The organism is Ruegeria sp. BHSA163 (genome assembly GCF_059613365.1).
In genome coordinates this window covers 1-18,183 of the sequence record NZ_JBXWSJ010000002.1, presented here as the reverse complement: position 1 = coordinate 18,183, position 18,183 = coordinate 1, and the positions used below count along the sequence as shown (strand labels likewise).

Genomic DNA, 18,183 nt, shown 5'->3' with positions numbered 1-18,183 from the left:
GCGGGCACAATGGCCCGCCCTGTTTTCTGGTTCAGGCTGCTTGTCTGCTTTGCAAAGCGGACAGGGTCGCGACCAATTCGTTTTCGGTCCAACCTTCTTCTACTGCACGGAGCAAAATCTCCGCCTGACTTTCAGGTGCGTTGCCACCGATTGGCGGATCCGTGTCCAAATTGGTTGGAAAAGGATAACCCTCGGCAGTAGCGGCAATAGCCGCATTCACCTCTGCGGGACCTAGATCACCACGTTTCTTCAGCGATAAAAGGAATGGAAAAACCGTTTCCGACATTGATCGCCGATCAACGGCCTCCATTGCTCGACCGAAGGCAGAAGAGATTTGCAACAAGTTCGCCATCCTGTGAATGTCAGCGCTGCGGTTTTCTCCAGCTGCGTGAAAAAGTGCTGGGTTAAAAAATATCGCGTCGCCCTTTTCCAACGGAAGTTGGACATAACTCTCTTCGAAAACAGCGCGATGTGCTTCATCATGAAACGCCACGTACCCCGCCGGATACAACTGTGAAAACGGCAGCAGTTTTGTTGGTCCGCTTTCAACTGGCATGTCACAATGGGCAACCGCACCCTGTAAAGTCAGAGACGCGGTAACCAAGTGAGCATGCGCAGGATATCGCGCGACATTGTCGGCGCTCTGAAAGCCAAGATGATAATCCCTATGCGCCTGCTGGGCCTTACCTCCGGGACGCACCTGGTTGATTTGTGCAGTAACCTGATAGTTGGGGCCTAACCAAGCCTCGCACGCGGCAGCGACTGCTGTATTACCAAAATACAGCGCGAAACCTTCGGGATCGCGAAGGCATTGCTTTTGCAATGCGTTCCATATTCGGTCATTTGCACCCGAAGCGGCAAAGTGATCGCCTTCGCCTGCACCACTTCGGCGTTCTTCTTCGATGATCTCTCGAAAAACACCAGTCGCACGATCAATCACCGATGTGTCCGAATAGGCGCCTTTCAAGGCTATAACGCCAGCAGATTTCTGCAGAATACGGCCCCATTCCGCCAGCAATCTGCGCCTTTGAACGGCGTCATCAAGATCAGAGCGCAAAGAACCCATGTCATAGATTGGAACATTCTTTTCGATGGCTGCAGCTAGTGGAGCATCAGCGGCCGTCAGACTTTGCGAGGTCAACACCTTGAATTCATCCAGATCACAGGATTCCCGGTCAAAATAGCCGACAAAACCAAGTTCTTGATCTACCATGACAATCTCCTTTCTCATGGCTTAGGTGTTGCGCAAGCGCGTGTTCCCTTTAACTAGCTATCTCTAACCCGGCGCGTTCGCAGACTTCGACGATGTGCTCGTATCCCTTTTTTGAGTATTCGTAAGGAGGAGCCTTGGCCGGGTCCTGTTCCGCCTCAACCACAATCCACCCATCATAATTCATGGCCTTAAGCGCATTGGTGACGGCCTGAAAATCAATACAACCGTCTCCCGGAACGGTGAATGCACCCGCAATCACGGCATCTAAAAAGCTGAGATTTTTTTCTCGTGTATTCTGAATCACTGACGGGCGGATGTCTTTGAAATGAACATGATGAACCCGGTCGCCCCAGCGTTTTAGAGTTGCCATAACGTCCCCGCCGCCAAACAACAAATGCCCAGTGTCAAAACACAGTTTGACCTCGTGTCCCGATCCTTCCATCAGCCAGTTCACATCATCCTCGCTTTCGATGATGGTTCCCATGTGGTGGTGATAGGCCATGGGCATACCCTGATCGGCCATCCATTTCGCAAGTTCGGTAATCTTTGCTCCGTATGCCATTATGTCATCTTTGGAGAGTTTTGGCCTGTCGTTGACAGGAGTGCCAATCTGGCCCTGAACGGTGTTAGAACACTCGGCATAGACGATGCATGGGCTGGCCAACGCCACGAACTGTTCAACCTGTTCGCGTACCGCCTCTCGTTCGGTCGCAAAATCATTGACCAGCGACGCACCAGAGCACCATCCGCCGCACAGCGCGATGTTGTTGGCATCCAGATAGGAGCGCAAGCTTTCCGTATCGCTCGGCATACGTTGACCACGTTCAACGCCCGTATATCCGATCTCACGCGCCTCTCTCAGCGCCTGTTCCATGGTAAAAGATGCCGTCAAGTCAGGCAGATCATCATTTTGCCAAGCGATCGGAGAAATACCGATATTTACGCTCATTTTGTGTTTCTTTCTTTTATTGCGATCTCGTAGGCCGCTCGTTTTTCGTTGACCTCGGGGCGGACGCTTACTTCGGGAACTGCTACTTCCCACCAAGTGCCGCCATACTCTGTAGATGGATAAGGATCGGTGTCGATAACTACTACGTAAGGACCTGTGACGCCCCCGCGTTTGGCCAACGCGTCCTCAAGCTCGGCAATCGAACTTACTTTGACCGATGTCGCCCCCATCGACGCCGCATGTGCGGCAAAGTCGATTGCAGATGGCTTCTCATGTACAGCGTGATCCAACAGGTTGTTGAACTCAGCCCCACCGGTGCCCATCTGCAGGCGATTGATGCAACCAAACCCGCGATTGTCGGTAATGACGACTGTAAAGGATACGCCCATCATGGCAGCCGTGGCCATTTCCGAGTTGGCCATCATGTAGGTTCCGTCGCCGGTAAAACAGATCACGTCGCGGTCGGGCTGCGCCAATTTAATGCCCATGGCCCCCGCAATTTCGTAACCCATGCAGCTAAAGCCGTACTCCATGTGATAGGCTCCGGGGCGTGGTGCCTTCCACAGCTTGTGTAATTCTCCCGGCATTGTTCCCGCCGCACACATCACCACAGTGTCTTCGTGCGAGGCGCGCTGAACCGCGCCAACCACCTGCATATCCGTCGGCAGGGCATTGCTGTCAGATGGGGCGTCCGTCAACGCATCTACTTTTTTGAACCAGTCCGATTTCAATGTGTCGGCAACTGGCTTGGCAGAATAACCGCTCAGCGCTACGCCAAGCTCATCCAATCCAACACGCGCATCAGACAAAAGTGGCATGGCCCCATGCTTTTCTGCATCATAGGCGGCGGTGTTCAGACAAACCATTGTTCTTTCAGGGTTCGAAAACAATCCCCAAGATCCGGTCGTGAAATCCTGCAAGCGTGTGCCGACGCCGAGAACTAAATCCGCCTCAGCACAGACAGTGTTTGCTGGTTCTCCTCCCGTCACTCCGACAGGCCCCAAGTTCAAAGGGTGATCCCACGCCAGCGATGACTTGCCTGCCTGTGTTTCCGCAACCGGTATGTTGTGAGCCTCAGCAAATCGTTGAAGGGCTTCGGTCGCACCTGAATAGTGTATGCCGCCTCCAGCAACTATTACAGGTTTTGCGGCAGACTTAATCGCGGAAGCGGCACGGGCCAGCTCGTTTTCGTCTGGACGGACGCGACGCTGATACCACACACGCGGCTCGAAGAAGCTTAGTGGATAGTCGTAAGCCTCGGCTTGAACGTCCTGACAGAAAGCCAGCGTTACGGGCCCACAATCTGCTGGGTCCGTCATTGTACGAAAAGCACGAGGCAATGCTGTCAATAGGTGCTCGGGGCGGCTGATCCGATCAAAATAGCGACTGACAGGCCTAAAACAGTCATTTGCACTTACCGTGCCGTCAGTGAAATCTTCCGTCTGCTGCAAGACCGGATCCGGGCCGCGCGTCGCGAACACGTCGCCGGGAAGTAAAAGGACAGGCAATCGGTTCACGTGAGCAAGTGCCGCGGCGGTTACCATATTGGTTGCGCCTGGTCCGATGGACGATGTTACAGCCATCGCGCGTCTGCGCCCCATCTGCTTTGAATATGCTATGGCTGAATGCGCCATGGTTTGTTCGTTGTGACCGCGATAGGTCGGCAAGGTGTCTTTGACAGCATGCAACGCTTCGCCCAACCCAGCTACGTTTCCATGGCCAAAAATTGCCCACACACCAGCAATGAACGGCTCGCTAGCTTCGTTCATCTGTGCGCCCAGATAACGCACCAGAGCTTGCGCCGCAGTCAGTCGGATTGTCTTGCTCATCATGATCCCTTTCAACACATGGCCGCTTTGGGCAATCCGTTGATTCCAAGTTTTTCGAAGGTTTCAGGCCCAGTAGTTAGGCCCGATCAGGTTTGGCGGCATCGCACACCAAGGTTTTTTCTATAAGGTGGCCTACCCAATCAAGCAGGCCACCTTGATTTCAAACTTTTAGACAGTACCGCCCAAAGACCCTTCAAGCTCGGCCATTTCCTGACCGCCAGCCATTAAGTCCTGCAGCTCTTCCGGCGTAATCTCGCCGCGCCTTGCAGTACCAAGAGTTTTTCCTCGGTTCAGCACGGTGAAACGGTCTCCCACAGCCAAAGCATGCCGTACGTTATGGCTGATGAAAACGACCCCAACGCCCTGACTACGCACCTTGTCGATGGTTGCCAGTACATTCGAAGTTTGCCGCACCCCGAGTGCTGAGGTTGGTTCGTCCAAGATCAGAATCTTCGCACCGAAATACACTGCGCGGGCGATGGCAACGGTTTGACGCTCACCGCCGGACAGCGTGCCCACCGCTTGATCCGGGCCACGCAGGTTGATACCCATCTTGCGCATTTCTTCCATGCAAACATCGTTCGCTTGATCTACATCGAACCTTTTAAGCAATCCCTTCCCTTTGGTAGGTTCGCGACCCATGAAGAAATTGCGAGTTACGCTCATCAGTGGGATCATCGCAAGGTCCTGGAAAACAGTCGCTATGCCCGCCTCCATTGCATCCCGAGGAGTGTCGAAATGCAGCGGTTTACCTTCGAAAAAAATCTCGCCTTTGGTTGGCTTGTGCACCCCGGACATTGTCTTGATGAAAGTTGACTTGCCAGCGCCATTGTCACCAAGCAGACAATGACACTCGCCCGGTTTGACGTCAAAACTGACACCAGCAAGAGCGATGATATTGCCAAAATGCTTTTCGATGTTTTTCATTTCCACGATCGGAGCGACATCCACCGCTGCGTCGCCATGATGGAACTTGGAATCTTCGGTCATATCAGCGCTCTCCCGTTACGCGCTTACGGATCGCATTGTTGAACAGAACCGCGATCAGCAACATTGCCCCCAGGAAAACCTGGAACCAGTCCTGGTCGAAGTCGGTGTAGGTCAGGCCGATGACAACCATGCCGAAAATGATCGAGCCAAAGAATGCTCCGATCGCCGAGCCATAGCCACCAGTCAACAAGCATCCACCGATAACTGCAGCGATGATCGCTTCGAACTCTTTCTGGAAACCACGACGAGCGTCGGTCGACCCCGCATCCATAACGGTGATAATAGCAACGAGCGCAGCGCAACACGCCGTCAGCATGAAAAGTGAAACCTTGACGCGGTTCACGGGCACACCTGAATTTGATGCAGCAGTTTTGTCACCGCCCGAGGCGAAAATCCAGTTGCCGGCCGGAGTGCGCAGCAACACGTAGGTCGCCGCCAGTGCAAGAGCAATGAACCATAGGATTTCGACCGGAATACCCGGCACTTTGGGCGCACCGCTTTTGAATGTATCGATTATTCCGCTCTCAGCCAGCCAAGTGAAAAGGCTGCCAAAGGCCTCGCCCGAGAAGAATGGTGCTAGCCAATCGTTTTCAACTGTATCACGAACGCCGCGCAACTGAGTTGAACCTCCGGTCGCCATTTTGAGACCGACAAGGGACAATCCACGTAGTATAAAAAGAAACGCCAACGTCACGATAAATGAGGGCAAACCTGACCGTATCACGATGTTGCCGTTAACTGCCCCGACCAAAGCGGCAAACACGAAAGTCATTGGGATCGCCGCGATAAGCGGCAGCTGCCAGGTTACTACGCAGACCCCAAAGAACAGGCCGGAAAACGCTACCATCGATCCGATCGACAGGTCGAACTCGCCTCCGATCATCAACAACGCCGCGCCGATGGCAAGAATGCCCAGTTGCGCCGCAGGTGTCATAAAGTTCATGACCCCGGCCAAAGTGAACATGGATTCATCCGCTGTAATAGCGAAAAAGATGAAGACCAGAACAACGCCGGCCATGGCACCGAGTTCAGGGCGCTTCATTAGCTTGGTCAAGAACGGCTCTTTCTTGACTCTTTCGTCGGCTACAACTTGCGCTGACTGGCTCATGTTTTCCTCCCAATCCAAATGAAACGGCGCAAGCAGCGCCGTTTCAGTGCTTTTTGTCCTCGTTTTAACGGATGCCCTGCGCAGACAGATCGATGACCTGGGCGGCCTTTTCCTGTGTCACAAGGTTCGGGCCAGAGGGAACATTTCCACCCGGCATCAAGCCGTATTTAGCGTGAAGACCCATGAAGTTAACCGACAGGTAGCCTTGCAGGTATTGCTGCTGGTCAATGGCGAAAGCAGCGTCACCGTCCGCGATAGACTGAAGAAAGTTCGCCGACAGGTCGAATGATGCCACGTTCACGTCCCGGCCCGAAGCTTTTACCGCTGCAACTGTTGGTTCACCGGCCGAGCTAGCTCCCAAAGCCATGACCGTATCAACTGCTTCGTTTGCGGCCAGCGCAGCAGACACTTTTGACTCGATTTCCGACGGATCATTCGAAGTTGGCAGCACTTCGACGTTGCCGCCAAAGCCCTCGGCAAACCCTGCGCAACGCAAATCCAATGCAACATTGCCGACTTCGTGGTTCACACAGATGGCGGTCGAGCCGCCCATAGAGGCCAGCTTTTCACCCGCGGCTTTACCCGCGTCAAATTCGTCCTGGCCCACGTGCAGCAATGCACCCAGTTCTTTTGAGACGTCCGAACCAGAGTTGATCGAAATTACCGGAATTCCTGCAGCTACGGCGCGTTCGATCGACGGACCAAGCGCGTCTGCGTCCGGGATCGAAACGATCAGCCCATCCGGCTCTTGGTTAACAGCGGCATCGATGAGCTGCGACATGGCAACCATATCAAACGTTTCTGGTGCGCGATATTCAACGTTTACACCAACGTCTTTGCCGGCCTGCTCCACACCGTTTTTCACAACATTCCAGAACGCGTCGTTGGCCTGGCCGTGCGATACGACCACGATTTCCTGCGCGAAGGCCGGCGTTGCGAGCGCCAAGGCACCTGCAGCTAACGCACCTTTAACAAACTTGTTCATTTGGTTTCCTCCCATTGGGACAAGTCATCTTCGTTTAGGGCTTCAACCCCATGCATTCGGCCAGGCCGAATCTCAAACGCCGACATGTGTCGGCACAACATCAGTTTCCGTAATTCAAACTATTTTGCAACCGGTTTCAAAATTTCTTTCATTTCAACTGGCATTCTTTTCTCATTCGACAAGGTCGCGGCCTCGGCCATAGCAAGCGCAGCCACCCCATCCTCCATAGTAACAGGAACCTCCGATCCAGCGAGGATCGCGTCGACAAATGCCTCCCATTCGGCGGCATAAGCCTGCATGTAACGTTCGAGGAAAAAATAGGTCGGCTTCGCTCCTGTCACTCCGTACTCAGTCGACTTAATCACAGTGTTTTCCAACATGTTTTGAGCTTGCAAAAGACCTTTTGCGCCCAAAAGCTCGACCCGCTGGTCATAGCCATAAACCGCCCTTCGAGAGTTTCTAATAACCGCTATCCGGCCGTCCGCGTAAGTCATTGTGACGATTGCAGTGTCGACATCACCGGCCGCAGCAATCTCGCTATCTACAACGGATGTCCCGACTGCGGAAATAGAAGTTGGTAAACCGCCCATGATATAGTTTGCCATATCGAAGTCGTGGATCATCATGTCACGAAACAACCCACCAGAGACTTTTATGTAACTCACGGGCGGTGGGGCAGGATCGAAGGATGTAATCGACAGCATTTCCGAAGCACCAATTTCGCCCGCGTCAGACGCCGCCTTCAACGCAGCAAAATTCTGGTCAAACCGGCGGTTAAAGCCAATCATCACTGGCACCGCGTTGCGGGCGGCGGCTGCTTGGCATTGCTGCGCGCGGGTCAAGCTCAGATCAACTGGCTTTTCGCATAATACGGCTTTTCCCGCTGCCGTGGCCGCTTCGATTAAATCTGAATGTGTATCCGTAGGCGTCGCGATCAGAACGGCATCAATCGACGGGTCCTCAATAATTTCTTCGGAACTTTGAACTTTGGCATTGAATTCTTCCGCCAAGTTTTGGGCACTCTTTGGATAAGCGTCTGATACAGAACACAATTCACTTTTCGTATGAGCCGAAATGGCACTTGCGTGGACCTTTCCAATCCGACCTGCGCCAAGAAGTCCGATTCTGAGCATTGCCACCTCCCGCACCTACTTTGATCGCGAACATGATCAAAATTGCAACCGGTTGCAAGAAAAATTTCAACTTTGGCCCCTGGGGATTTCCGTCCACCTCCGAACCTTTTGTCCCGGCTCCAAGGTAGATCGCGACGTTATTCAGCACGGTGATTTCTAAAAAGATCTTTTCAAGAACTGTTTGAGTGACTGAATTCTAATTGACGAGAGGACCTTACACGCGCGAGATTATGTCGAGAGTTTCGAAAATCAGAATGTAGGAATTTATGCGCCTTTTCCTGTTCTTTCTAGTTCCAGCTCTCTTTGTGGTCCTGATTGCGTTTCTTATTCTTGGTCTCAAACCACCCACCAGCATTCGCCTGGCCGCAGGAATAGATGGCGGGGGGTACTGGCAGATCGCTCAACTTTACAAGGCCGAACTCGCTCGCGATGGGATTGAAGTTGAGGTAATACAGACAGAGGGTTCTCTTGAGAACATCAGCAAACTGGTATCCGGCGGTGCAGACATAGCATTTGTCCAGGGTGGCATCGATATTCCGCAGGATGTCGGTTTGCAGTCAGTCGGCGCCATGTTCCCAGAGCCATTGGTAATCTTCAAAAGCAAGTTTGGCGTGATTGGGTCCAACCCAGGAGAGTGGTCGGAACTCCGGTTAGCCGCCGGGTCCGAAGAGTCGGGAACCCGTGCTGCAGCGATTGCACTTATCAAGGCAGCTGGACTGCAGAATGTTGGAATAAAGTTGATCGATGCAAGCGGAACTGCGGCATTGAACGCTTTATACAACAACCTCGCAGACGCAGCGTTATTTGTTACACCATTGGACTCTCCTTACCTTATGGAAGCAATATTCGACCCAGAAGTGATATTCGTTCCAATGGCCCTCGTAGACGCTATTGCGCTGAAATTTCCGGGCGCACGCTCGGTGACAGTGCCTGCGGGTTCGATTACTTTGGATCCCCCGCGCCCGCCTGAGGACGTAAAAATTCTTACGTTAACAGCGTCAATGATTGCAACGGCCGACCTGCATCCTGCGGCGGCTGATAGACTGGCAAATGCTGCGCTAAAAATCCATGGTGAGCGCAGCATACTGCAAGATCCACGAGAGTATCCAAACACAGATTCTCCACCCGTGCCGCTGAATAAGGTGGCCAGCGAGCTTATCACGTCAGGGTCAAACGTTTTGCACAACTACCTGCCTTATTGGATCGCGGCTCAGTTTGGCAGGGTATTGCTTTTGCTCTTGCCACTGTTGTTTCTGGCACCACTTTTGCGGGTCATTCCGTCAGGCTATGTTTGGTTTCAAAAGAGACGTGTTTGGCGATTTTATCAGCGGATCGCGGCGCTCGAACAAGAGCTTAGCGAGGCCACTACAGCGGAGGAAGTCAATGCTGTTGCCAACAACATCGAAGAGTTGGACATGAACCTCGCGACTTTGAAACTGCCGCTGGCCTATCGTCAGGGTGCCTATGATGCACGATTGCATATTGACTTAATTCGGCAGGAAATTCTGCGTCGTAGAGCAGTGCAGGTCCAAGCTCAATAGCGCAATTGTTTGATAGCAGATCTACGGAGGTTGAACCTGCCTCTGGCGCTGCAAAATCGAACTGAGCTTTTGCCTAAAGCAAGCAAAATGATACTATGGTGAGAGCAAATTTGATAACTGTTTTGCTCCGTCTTGTAAGACGGGCAAAAATTGCTTCAAGCTGTTCAAATCATGCCGCTGGGTGGGCGCGTGAACAGACAAAGTGGCGACAAGCCTTTCATTTCCCTCAAGAACTGGGACGGCGACGGCCGCCATTCCCTGCATGAATTCTTCTTCGTCAGTTGAATACTTTCTATCCGAGATATTACTTATTTCTTTACGAAGAGCATTTGGATCTGTCAGAGTCTTGATGGTCAACTGCTGCAACTTGCGCGCGGACAGGTAACCGTTAAGTGTCCGCTGGCGTAGGGTGGATAAATACATCTTTCCGCTGGCAGTGCAGTGGAACGGAACCCGAGACCCAATAGGCAGTTGAATACGCAACGGCCACTTGGTTTCGACCCGATCAAGATAAATCATGCCCTCGCGATCAGGTATGGCGAGGTTGCACGTCTCTCCGATTTCGTCCGCTATCCCTCGCAGTATTGCGAGCCGCGCTGTTCGCAAATGCTCTGATGAGACCGTATTTACCGAGAGCTGGCGCAGTCTAGGTCCCGGACCATATGTGCGGCCATCCAGATCTCGCTGCAAAAAGCCTTCTGCCTCGGCTGTTTGCAACAATCGATGCACTGTTGGCTTCGCCAGACCCAGTGTTTCAATCAGGTCTGACGGTTTGACTGCGACCCCACGCTTTGCGACCTCTTCCAAGATAAGTAACAAACGCAGGTTGGTCGGTATCTGGGTTTCCTTCTGAAGCGTAGTCGTCTCAGTCATCAGCCTACAGTCTGGTTTTTTTGGCGGTTCAATCTATTCTCTACAGGATCCGCCTCAAACAGAAATTTCGCATATTTACCCATGGCTTATATTATCGATTGGGCAAAAGTAGAAGGGCGATATCCGGTGTCAGAGCTACAAGGAGCCACACCGAGATCAATGCGATCAAGTAGTAGAACGTGTATCTCAATAGCCGGAAATAGGGCACTCCGGTCACGCCTGAGGCAACGTACAAGTTAAGGCCATACGGCGGCGTTATGAAGCCGATTGAAGCGCCAACAAGAAATATTACCGCGAAGTGGATTGGATCGACACCAACGCTTGCTGCAATCGGCGCGAGAATTGGTGCTAGGATGATCGTAACCGGCAGGGACTCCAGTACCATGCCAGAAACAAAGACGATAGCCATGGCTGCGAACAGAACAGGATAGTATCCGCCCATCGACGTCAGGAAGTCTGTTATTACCGCCTGCGCCCCCAACAACGAAAGTATCTGCTGCATCACAACCGAAATCGCAATAAGCGGTGCCAAAACCCCGGTAATTTGGGCCGAACGCATGGTGATGCTGGGAATTTCTCTAAGGGTGAATCCCTCCACGACCAACATCTCGGCATAGGATTTCTCGGACCAATCCTTGTTCATATTCAACTTCAACACGCGACTTGCGATCCAGCTTAGGAGTCCGGCAATGATACAGAAACCGACGGTTACTCCGGCTGCTTCGGTCGGTGAAAACTTGCCCGTGTAAATACCCCAAAGCACAAGCCCAATAGCAAAGAAACCAAGCCATGCACCGAACGCTGTTTTCAAAACCCGGTTCAGTTGCAATTGGATCAGGTGGCCCCAGCCATTAGCACGGCAAACAAGCCAGCAGGCAACCTGCATACCGATCACCATTAGCGCGCCGGGCAGGATACCAGCCACAAAAAGGTCCGAGATCGGAAGGTTCAGAAGGAAGCCATAAACGATAAAGATAATCGACGGAGGGATGATGATCCCAACCGTGCCGCCGGCCGCCGCTGTTGCGGCAGAAAAGCGTTCGTCGTACCCACCTTTAACCATCTCGGGGTGCAGCATTGAACCGATGGTTGCCGTAGTGGCTGAGTTCGAACCCGAAATCGCGGCGAAAAGGCCGCATGCACCCAGCGAAGCCATGGCAAGCCCGCCACGCACCCATCCAAGGCAAGCGTATGCGTAATCTGATAGCCTTCGCGCAATACCCGACTTGTTGATCAAGTCGCCTGTAAGAATGAACAATGGCATCGCGAGCAAGGCAAAGCCCTTGTTAAATACGTTTAGAAGCTCGGCTCCCATATTGTCGAGCGTCAGGCCTAGAACGAAAGAACAGCCTACAATCCAGGACGCGATGACCAAAAAAACCGGTACACCCAACATAAAAAGAAAGGTGACGCCGACCGAGATCAGGGTGATTATTGTTCCGTCGGTCATTAATCACCTCCTCCGATAACGGATTGCTTGATAAGTTCGTTACCTTCACGGTAGTTCTCAAGATCTTCCAGAAAGTTTTCAACCACGCGGCCAGCCATCAGCACAAAAGCGAGAGGTGCCGTTATTAGGAACCACCATTGCATTGTATTGTCGGTGCCAAGAACGATTTGGAAATTTGACGCCGAAAGCGCCACAGCCCGAGCCGTCGTCACAATCACAATAATTGCAAAAGTCATCCACAAAACGTTGTCGAGGCAGAGACAAAGGAGTTGACCCTTGCGGCTCATCCGACTGCGGAACTCTGAAAAACTGAGGTGAGAGCGAAGACGCACATTATAGGTTGCACCAAACCAAGCCATGACCATGAACAACAATGGTGGGATCGTCGTCGACCAAGGCTGCTGATTGGAAAAGATGAACCGGTCAACCACGCCCCAGAAAATTATTAACGCAATGGCAAGATAGCTGATCACCATGAAACTACGTTCCAAATGGCGGTCCAGAAGTGGCACGCGCTTATAAATCATCGCTATGGCCCAACCTCCGCCGATTGCTACGATGAACCCGAGTATCCAAGTTGCATCGCTTTTCAGAGCATTTCGAATGCCAAAGGCATCGCCTGCAAGTAAGGCCGAAAAAATCGCGCCAATGTCAGCAAGAATTGACATGTATACCCTCCCGTCAGTCTCGGCCCTTCAGCCACTCGCGGCAAAAAAGCCAGCCCTTTGAAAGGGCTGGCTCGATGCTAGACTAACAATCTTAACCTTTCCACCAACGACGCGGCTCGACATTTTCCGCGAGAGTATGCGGGTTGGTTCGTACCTCGTCATAGATTTCCTGATAGGTATCGATGCCGCCGGCCCAACTGTTGATCCGTTCACGCCACTCTTCCCATAGCTGTGGCTGGAACTCGGGGGAACACATTTCTTCCGCCTTTTTGATCTCGGCATCAGACAATGCGGCGACGCGCACGTTATTCTTGGCGAAGATCGTGTCGGGGCCTTGATGCGGGTGCGAGAAGCCAACGGTGTTGACCAGAGCTGCCTCATTTGCTGCTTGCACGTGCACCTGCGTCAGATAAGAAGACTCCATCACAGCGTCCTGCAATTCGCCACCAAGACTGTCGAATGTCGATGCCGACATAGCAGTATGCTCAGTACCGCAGAAAAAGCGCAGATCGACACATTGCGAAACCACTGGCGACATATTGGCGTAGGCCACAGCCGATGCCCATGTCTCTGCGCCGTCGATTAGCCCTTGTTTCAAACCGTCAAGGGTTTCTTCCCAAGCGACCGGAACAGGGTTCAAGTCCAGTGCCTGCATCGCGATGCGACCAAGCTGAGTACCGGTGACGCGGTTCTTGGTGCCAGCTAACTGCTCGACGGAGGTCACAGTGTCTTTGTCTTCCCACGCAAGGCCAAGCTGGATGCCGCGGAGTTCCGCGTGGGTGAAGAGGAACTTCAGCCCGTGCATCTTCTCAAAAGGATCGCGCAGGATGGTCTGCGAGGCAGGCGAATACATGAAGTGATACTGATCGGCACGCGAACGGAACATATAGGCATAGTCAAGCACGTTCAGATAGGGTGCGCCTCCTGCCGAGTTTTGTGTCGATGCCGCGTAGATATCGACGATCCCTTGCTGTGTTTTTTCGACACAGGAAAGCTGACCGCAAATCTGGTTGTTGCCGATGAATTCGACACGGATCTCGCCATCGGTGCGTTCTTCCAGGTCGCGCACAAACTCAAGACAGCCGGCTCGTTCAATAAGAAGGTTGTCTTGATTGAAGCCTGCCGCGCCAAACTTCAGATTAAACTTGGGTTCTTTCGAATACCGGCGATTGTACTGCGATTCAGCTGCTTGCGCCAGGTTGGCGGCCGTCATTGCGCCGCCCAAAGTACCTGCAGCCAAGAGTGTTGAACTCATGCCATAGGTACCTGCAATCTTGAAGAAATCTCGACGCGAGACCCCTTTCACACGGTCAAATATTCCCATTGGTTCCTCCCATTTCCCAATTATTGAGACGTATTGTATCAAAAAAGGCTAGTATAGTTCCGGCAATTTGCCTAGAGTTTTTTTCAACGACCTTGGGAGGAGACGGTTATGGAGGTGGATTATGCAGTCGTCGGAGCGGGCTCTTCGGGCTGCGTCGTTGCGAATCGCCTGAGTGCTGACCCCAACACAACCGTCGCCTTGTTGGAGGCTGGAGGACCAGACACAAACCCATGGATTCACATTCCCGTCGGGTATTTCAAGACGATGCACAACCCATCCGTGGATTGGTGCTATCGTACCGAACCCGACCCCGGCCTGAATGGCCGGTCAATTGACTGGCCTAGAGGAAAAGTTCTGGGCGGTTCATCATCGCTGAATGGTCTTCTTTATGTACGCGGTCAGAAAGAGGATTATGACCGCTGGCGACAAATGGGAAATGTTGGCTGGGGATGGGACGACGTACTTCCTCTATTTAAACGCAGCGAAGACCAAGAGCGCGGTGAAGACGACTACCATGGCGTCGGCGGACCCTTGTCCGTATCTAACATGCGCATACAGCGACCGATCTGTGACGCATGGGTGGCGGCTGCTCAATCCGCTGGGTACCCATTCAATCCTGATTACAATGGGGCCAATCAAGAAGGCGTCGGTTATTTCCAATTGACAACGCGGAATGGTCGTCGGTGTAGCGCTGCTGTCGCCTACCTCAAGCCAATTCGAAATCGGCAAAACCTAAAGATAATCACACACGCATTGGTGACGCGCGCCCAACTGGACGGAAAGCAAGCAACGGGCTTAATTTACAGAGACCGCTCAGGTGAACAGAAAACGATCAAGGTTCGCCGCGAAATCATTTTGTCCGGAGGCGCGATAAACTCTCCGCAAATTCTGATGCTATCAGGTATCGGGGATCCCGATCATTTGAAAGAAAACGGAATTGAGCCTCTCCATGCGCTGCCCAGTGTGGGAAAAGGCCTTCAAGACCATTTGCAGGCGCGACTTGTTTTCAAGTGCAACGAGCCTACGTTGAACGACGAGGTTCGCAGCCTGTTCAACCAAGCAAGAATTGCAATGAAATACGCGCTGTTTCGCGCCGGTCCAATGACGATGGCGGCTAGCCTGGCAACTGGGTTCCTTAAAACCCGAACAGAGCTTGATACACCTGACATTCAATTCCACGTTCAACCTTGGTCTGCTGACAGCCCCGGAGAAGGCGTGCATCCATTCTCTGCTTTCACGATGTCCGTATGCCAGCTTCGACCTGAAAGCCGTGGCGAGTTGCGTCTGGATGGTCCCGACCCTTCTCAATACGTAAAAATACACCCGAATTACTTATCTACTGAAACAGATTGCAGAACTATTGTTGACGGAGTGAATATCGCGCGGAACATCGCGCGACATAACCCACTGGCCTCAAAAATTTCTGAAGAGTTCAGGCCAAGCTCAGAGTTGTCAAGTGATGATTACAAGGGAACTCTGGATTGGGCCCGATCAAATTCAGTTTCAATATACCACCCCACCGGAACATGCGCGATGGGCACATCGAAAAACTCCGTGGTTGACCCAACACTCAAAGTAAACGGGATTGGAAATCTTAGGGTGGCTGATTGTTCAATAATGCCCGAGATTGTCAGCGGAAATACAAATGCCCCAGCAATAATGATCGGTGAAAAAGCTAGCGAGATTTTGCGCGTAGACGCGTGATCCCTGCAGCTTGCACAGAATAAACAGCGTTTTAATTTGATACTAAGAAGATTTAGCTCCTCAAAAAACCGATTGTGAGGCCTCGTCGAATTGCCACGACCGCTTTTTCTGCCGCAATCGCTGTGACTAAAAAATCCTGAGAAACAACCACCTGAAAAAAATCACAAACTAAACCGCGCAGACCAAGGCAATAACCCAAAAACACACAACGCAATGTTGAGTTTTAACAACTGATAGATAACAGCTCGAACCTTTTTGCGCTCAAAGACATTGCCCTTGCCCCACTCCCCGCAAATTTCATAGTGCTTCACGCTTATTCAAACAAAGACGCCGCAACCATGATGCGTCTCTGCTGCAAGTCCGAACCTTGCCAAGATCTTAGCTGCAAGCTCAGGTGGTATTCTGCGCTAATTTGCCATCCCATTCTTCAGTGGAAATCTTGGGCTCAGGGGGATCCGCAATATACGAAGGTGTCATTATTTGTGTACTGTTCTCGTTGAAGACATTGACAATATTCTCGTGCAAATCCGACAGAATTTTAGGAAGACTTGATCCACGTGACGTATAGGCATTGATTTCGTAGTTGATGGCATAGTCGGCCAACTGGGTCCAAAGCACAAAAGGTTCCGGTGTTTTTCGCAATCCTTGGGTGCGACGGGCAGCTTCTATCAACATTGCTTGAATTTTTTTTGGCGGTTCTTCGTACCCGATCCCTACCGTCGTATGAACAAGGATTCCTCGACCGTCGACTTTGCGCGAATAGTTTACAACTTCGGAGTTCAACAACTGAGCATTTGGAATACTGATCATTTCGTTCTTTATCGACTTGATAAGCGTTTCCATAAGTTTGATTTCGGTTACATCCCCCACTTTGTCCCCTACCCGAATTCGGTCACCGATATTGGTGCTTCGACGATAAATGACAAACAATCCGGCCATCATGTTGGAAACAACAGTATTGGACCCTAAAGAAACCATTATTCCAGCGAGAATAGTCAGGCCCTGAAAAGCCCGGGAATCCGAGCCGGGGATATATGGGTAAGCAAACACAACCGCGATAACGATAACCAAAGCCCGGCAAAGCATGTTCGTTGGAGCGATCCAGTGCGCTTCAAAGTCCTTTATTTGGAACGCACCGTTTTCCAAGTTTTCAAAGAACAGATCAAGGCCGCGGATAACAAACCTAGTTACCGCTGCAATTATCGCCAGCATAATAAGATTGGGTAAGTAGCCCACCACAGCCAGCACAATTCCAATCAGCGGTTCGCTCACATATTTAAGCAAAACTTGCGCAATGGCCTGCGTTTCCGCGAACGACAACAGGACCAGGGACAGGTAATAATAGAAAAAGAACAGAAAAAGCACCCACATTACCGTGTGGATTGCATACACTATGATTGAGGCGATAGCCCGGCTTCGCAGAAGGGATTTGGTTGCCTCTTCTACAGTTTCCACCCTTTTTTCCAGCTGTTTGCGGATGTAACTCAGAAACTTCTTTCGTTTTGTAAAAAAGAAATATGACACAAGCCCGAATATTGCTGTCCACGCGACCGCAGCCAAAGCGCTGTCAACTCGTCCTTCACTGGATCGAGCATCACGGTACTGTAAAATAGCGACTTCGATGGCTTCCGCCTGCAATCCAGCCAGAACCTCAATATCCATCTGCTCATGGTCGGCATCCGCTTGAGTGGTGATGGTGACCATCTGACCGTCGGCACGAATGAGTTGTCCAAATTCAGCTTCTGAAACTTGGATATTGACCGTCGCGCTTTCTGATTTTTCCGCGACCTGAGTGATCCTTTCCTCAATTTTCTCGGCACGCTCAGTGGCCGGCAACGCACTAGATCCGCGCACAACAAACAGTTCTTCCCCGTCCACAGTTACCGGTGCGATAAATTCGGGATCGTCGCGTTCTGGTTGCGGTTGCAGAATTTCTTCGGTTTGGGCCAGCACAACGTTGCTGGCAAACAGAAGCAGCGTGAAACAAACTAAAAGCGCTCTCATGACTTCAATCCTTCTGCCGGGATCAGATGAACATCGCGCTGCGGGAACGGAATCGATATCCCTTCTTCGTCAAACCGTTCCTTTGCCTGACCTGTTATGTCCCAATACACCGTCCAATAGTCGTCTGACTTGGACCATGGCCGGCAAAAAATATTAACGGAGTTATCGCCCAATTCTCCGACAAAGACTTCTGGTTCCGGCGAACGAAGGCACAAATCGTGCTGCGAGACCAATTCTTTCAAAACATCGATTGCATGAGCGGCGTTGTCGGAATACGCGATGCCAAATACCATATCGACACGGCGCTCTTCTGATGCGCTTACGTTGGTAATTACGTCGCCCCAAATCTTACTGTTTGGCACAATGATAATCTGGTTGTCGAAGGTGCGGATTTTCGTCGAAACCACAGACA

At 51.8% G+C, this 18,183-nt stretch carries 15 protein-coding genes; 2 read left to right on the top strand and 13 right to left on the bottom strand.

Annotated features, from left to right (window positions below; translation table 11 throughout):
• Nucleotides 1-31: 31 nt before the first annotated feature.
• The 7 genes from AC2FNV_RS01360 to iolG all read right to left on the bottom strand — a co-directional run bounded on the left by AC2FNV_RS01360 (nucleotide 32) and on the right by iolG (nucleotide 8,207).
• Nucleotides 32-1,213, bottom strand: coding sequence for a phytanoyl-CoA dioxygenase family protein (locus tag AC2FNV_RS01360; protein WP_496772192.1), 1,182 nt, complete (start codon nucleotides 1,211-1,213; stop codon nucleotides 32-34).
• A 49-nt stretch (nucleotides 1,214-1,262) separates the two neighbouring features.
• A complete protein-coding gene (iolE, locus tag AC2FNV_RS01355; RefSeq protein WP_170603952.1) occupies nucleotides 1,263-2,162 on the bottom strand; it encodes a myo-inosose-2 dehydratase in 900 nt (299 codons plus the stop codon).
• A complete protein-coding gene (gene iolD / locus AC2FNV_RS01350) occupies nucleotides 2,159-3,991 on the bottom strand; it encodes a 3D-(3,5/4)-trihydroxycyclohexane-1,2-dione acylhydrolase (decyclizing) (RefSeq protein ID WP_170603954.1) in 1,833 nt (610 codons plus the stop codon). The genes iolE and iolD overlap by 4 nt, the downstream gene beginning before the upstream one ends.
• Before the next feature lie 168 nt (nucleotides 3,992-4,159).
• Nucleotides 4,160-4,981 carry an ATP-binding cassette domain-containing protein gene (locus AC2FNV_RS01345; RefSeq protein ID WP_170603956.1) on the bottom strand — a complete coding sequence of 274 codons (822 nt, stop codon included), beginning with the start codon at nucleotides 4,979-4,981 and terminating at the stop codon, nucleotides 4,160-4,162.
• Between the two features lies 1 nt (nucleotide 4,982).
• The gene (locus AC2FNV_RS01340) at nucleotides 4,983-6,089 is read right to left on the bottom strand and encodes an ABC transporter permease (RefSeq protein ID WP_170476172.1); all 1,107 of its coding nucleotides are present in this window, start codon (nucleotides 6,087-6,089) and stop codon (nucleotides 4,983-4,985) included.
• Nucleotides 6,090-6,153: 64 nt separating this feature from the next.
• Nucleotides 6,154-7,074, bottom strand: coding sequence for a sugar ABC transporter substrate-binding protein (locus AC2FNV_RS01335; protein WP_170476174.1), 921 nt, complete (start codon nucleotides 7,072-7,074; stop codon nucleotides 6,154-6,156).
• A gap of 119 nt (nucleotides 7,075-7,193) precedes the next feature.
• Nucleotides 7,194-8,207, bottom strand: a complete 1,014-nt coding sequence (gene iolG / locus AC2FNV_RS01330; RefSeq protein WP_170603958.1) for an inositol 2-dehydrogenase — start codon at nucleotides 8,205-8,207, stop codon at nucleotides 7,194-7,196.
• Between the two features lie 266 nt (nucleotides 8,208-8,473).
• On the opposite strand from iolG, the gene AC2FNV_RS01325 reads away from it, so the two are divergent.
• Nucleotides 8,474-9,748: a TAXI family TRAP transporter solute-binding subunit gene (locus tag AC2FNV_RS01325; RefSeq protein ID WP_170603960.1), complete on the top strand. Its 1,275-nt coding sequence runs from the start codon at nucleotides 8,474-8,476 to the stop codon at nucleotides 9,746-9,748.
• A gap of 93 nt (nucleotides 9,749-9,841) precedes the next feature.
• Here the strand turns inward: AC2FNV_RS01325 and AC2FNV_RS01320 are convergent, their stop codons facing one another.
• The 4 genes from AC2FNV_RS01320 to AC2FNV_RS01305 all read right to left on the bottom strand — a co-directional run bounded on the left by AC2FNV_RS01320 (nucleotide 9,842) and on the right by AC2FNV_RS01305 (nucleotide 14,063).
• Nucleotides 9,842-10,621, bottom strand: a complete 780-nt coding sequence (locus tag AC2FNV_RS01320) for an IclR family transcriptional regulator (protein WP_170476179.1) — start codon at nucleotides 10,619-10,621, stop codon at nucleotides 9,842-9,844.
• Between the two features lie 91 nt (nucleotides 10,622-10,712).
• A complete protein-coding gene (locus AC2FNV_RS01315; RefSeq protein ID WP_170476180.1) occupies nucleotides 10,713-12,071 on the bottom strand; it encodes a TRAP transporter large permease in 1,359 nt (452 codons plus the stop codon).
• Nucleotides 12,071-12,739 (bottom strand): TRAP transporter small permease, encoded by a 669-nt coding sequence (locus AC2FNV_RS01310; protein WP_170476181.1) that lies wholly within the window; start codon nucleotides 12,737-12,739, stop codon nucleotides 12,071-12,073. The genes AC2FNV_RS01315 and AC2FNV_RS01310 overlap by 1 nt, the downstream gene beginning before the upstream one ends.
• 91 nt (nucleotides 12,740-12,830) lie before the next feature.
• A complete protein-coding gene (locus tag AC2FNV_RS01305; RefSeq protein WP_170476182.1) occupies nucleotides 12,831-14,063 on the bottom strand; it encodes a TRAP transporter substrate-binding protein in 1,233 nt (410 codons plus the stop codon).
• Between the two features lie 108 nt (nucleotides 14,064-14,171).
• Here AC2FNV_RS01305 and AC2FNV_RS01300 point away from each other — a divergent pair, with 108 nt between their 5' ends.
• Complete coding sequence (locus tag AC2FNV_RS01300; protein ID WP_170603962.1) at nucleotides 14,172-15,767, top strand: GMC family oxidoreductase; 1,596 nt, start codon at nucleotides 14,172-14,174, stop codon at nucleotides 15,765-15,767.
• Between the two features lie 390 nt (nucleotides 15,768-16,157).
• Here AC2FNV_RS01300 and AC2FNV_RS01295 read toward each other — a convergent pair whose 3' ends face one another.
• Complete coding sequence (locus AC2FNV_RS01295; protein WP_170603964.1) at nucleotides 16,158-17,771, bottom strand: mechanosensitive ion channel family protein; 1,614 nt, start codon at nucleotides 17,769-17,771, stop codon at nucleotides 16,158-16,160.
• Nucleotides 17,768-18,183: mechanosensitive ion channel family protein (locus AC2FNV_RS01290; protein ID WP_496772188.1), on the bottom strand; the 416-nt coding region annotated here is incomplete at its 5' end. The genes AC2FNV_RS01295 and AC2FNV_RS01290, both read right to left, overlap by 4 nt.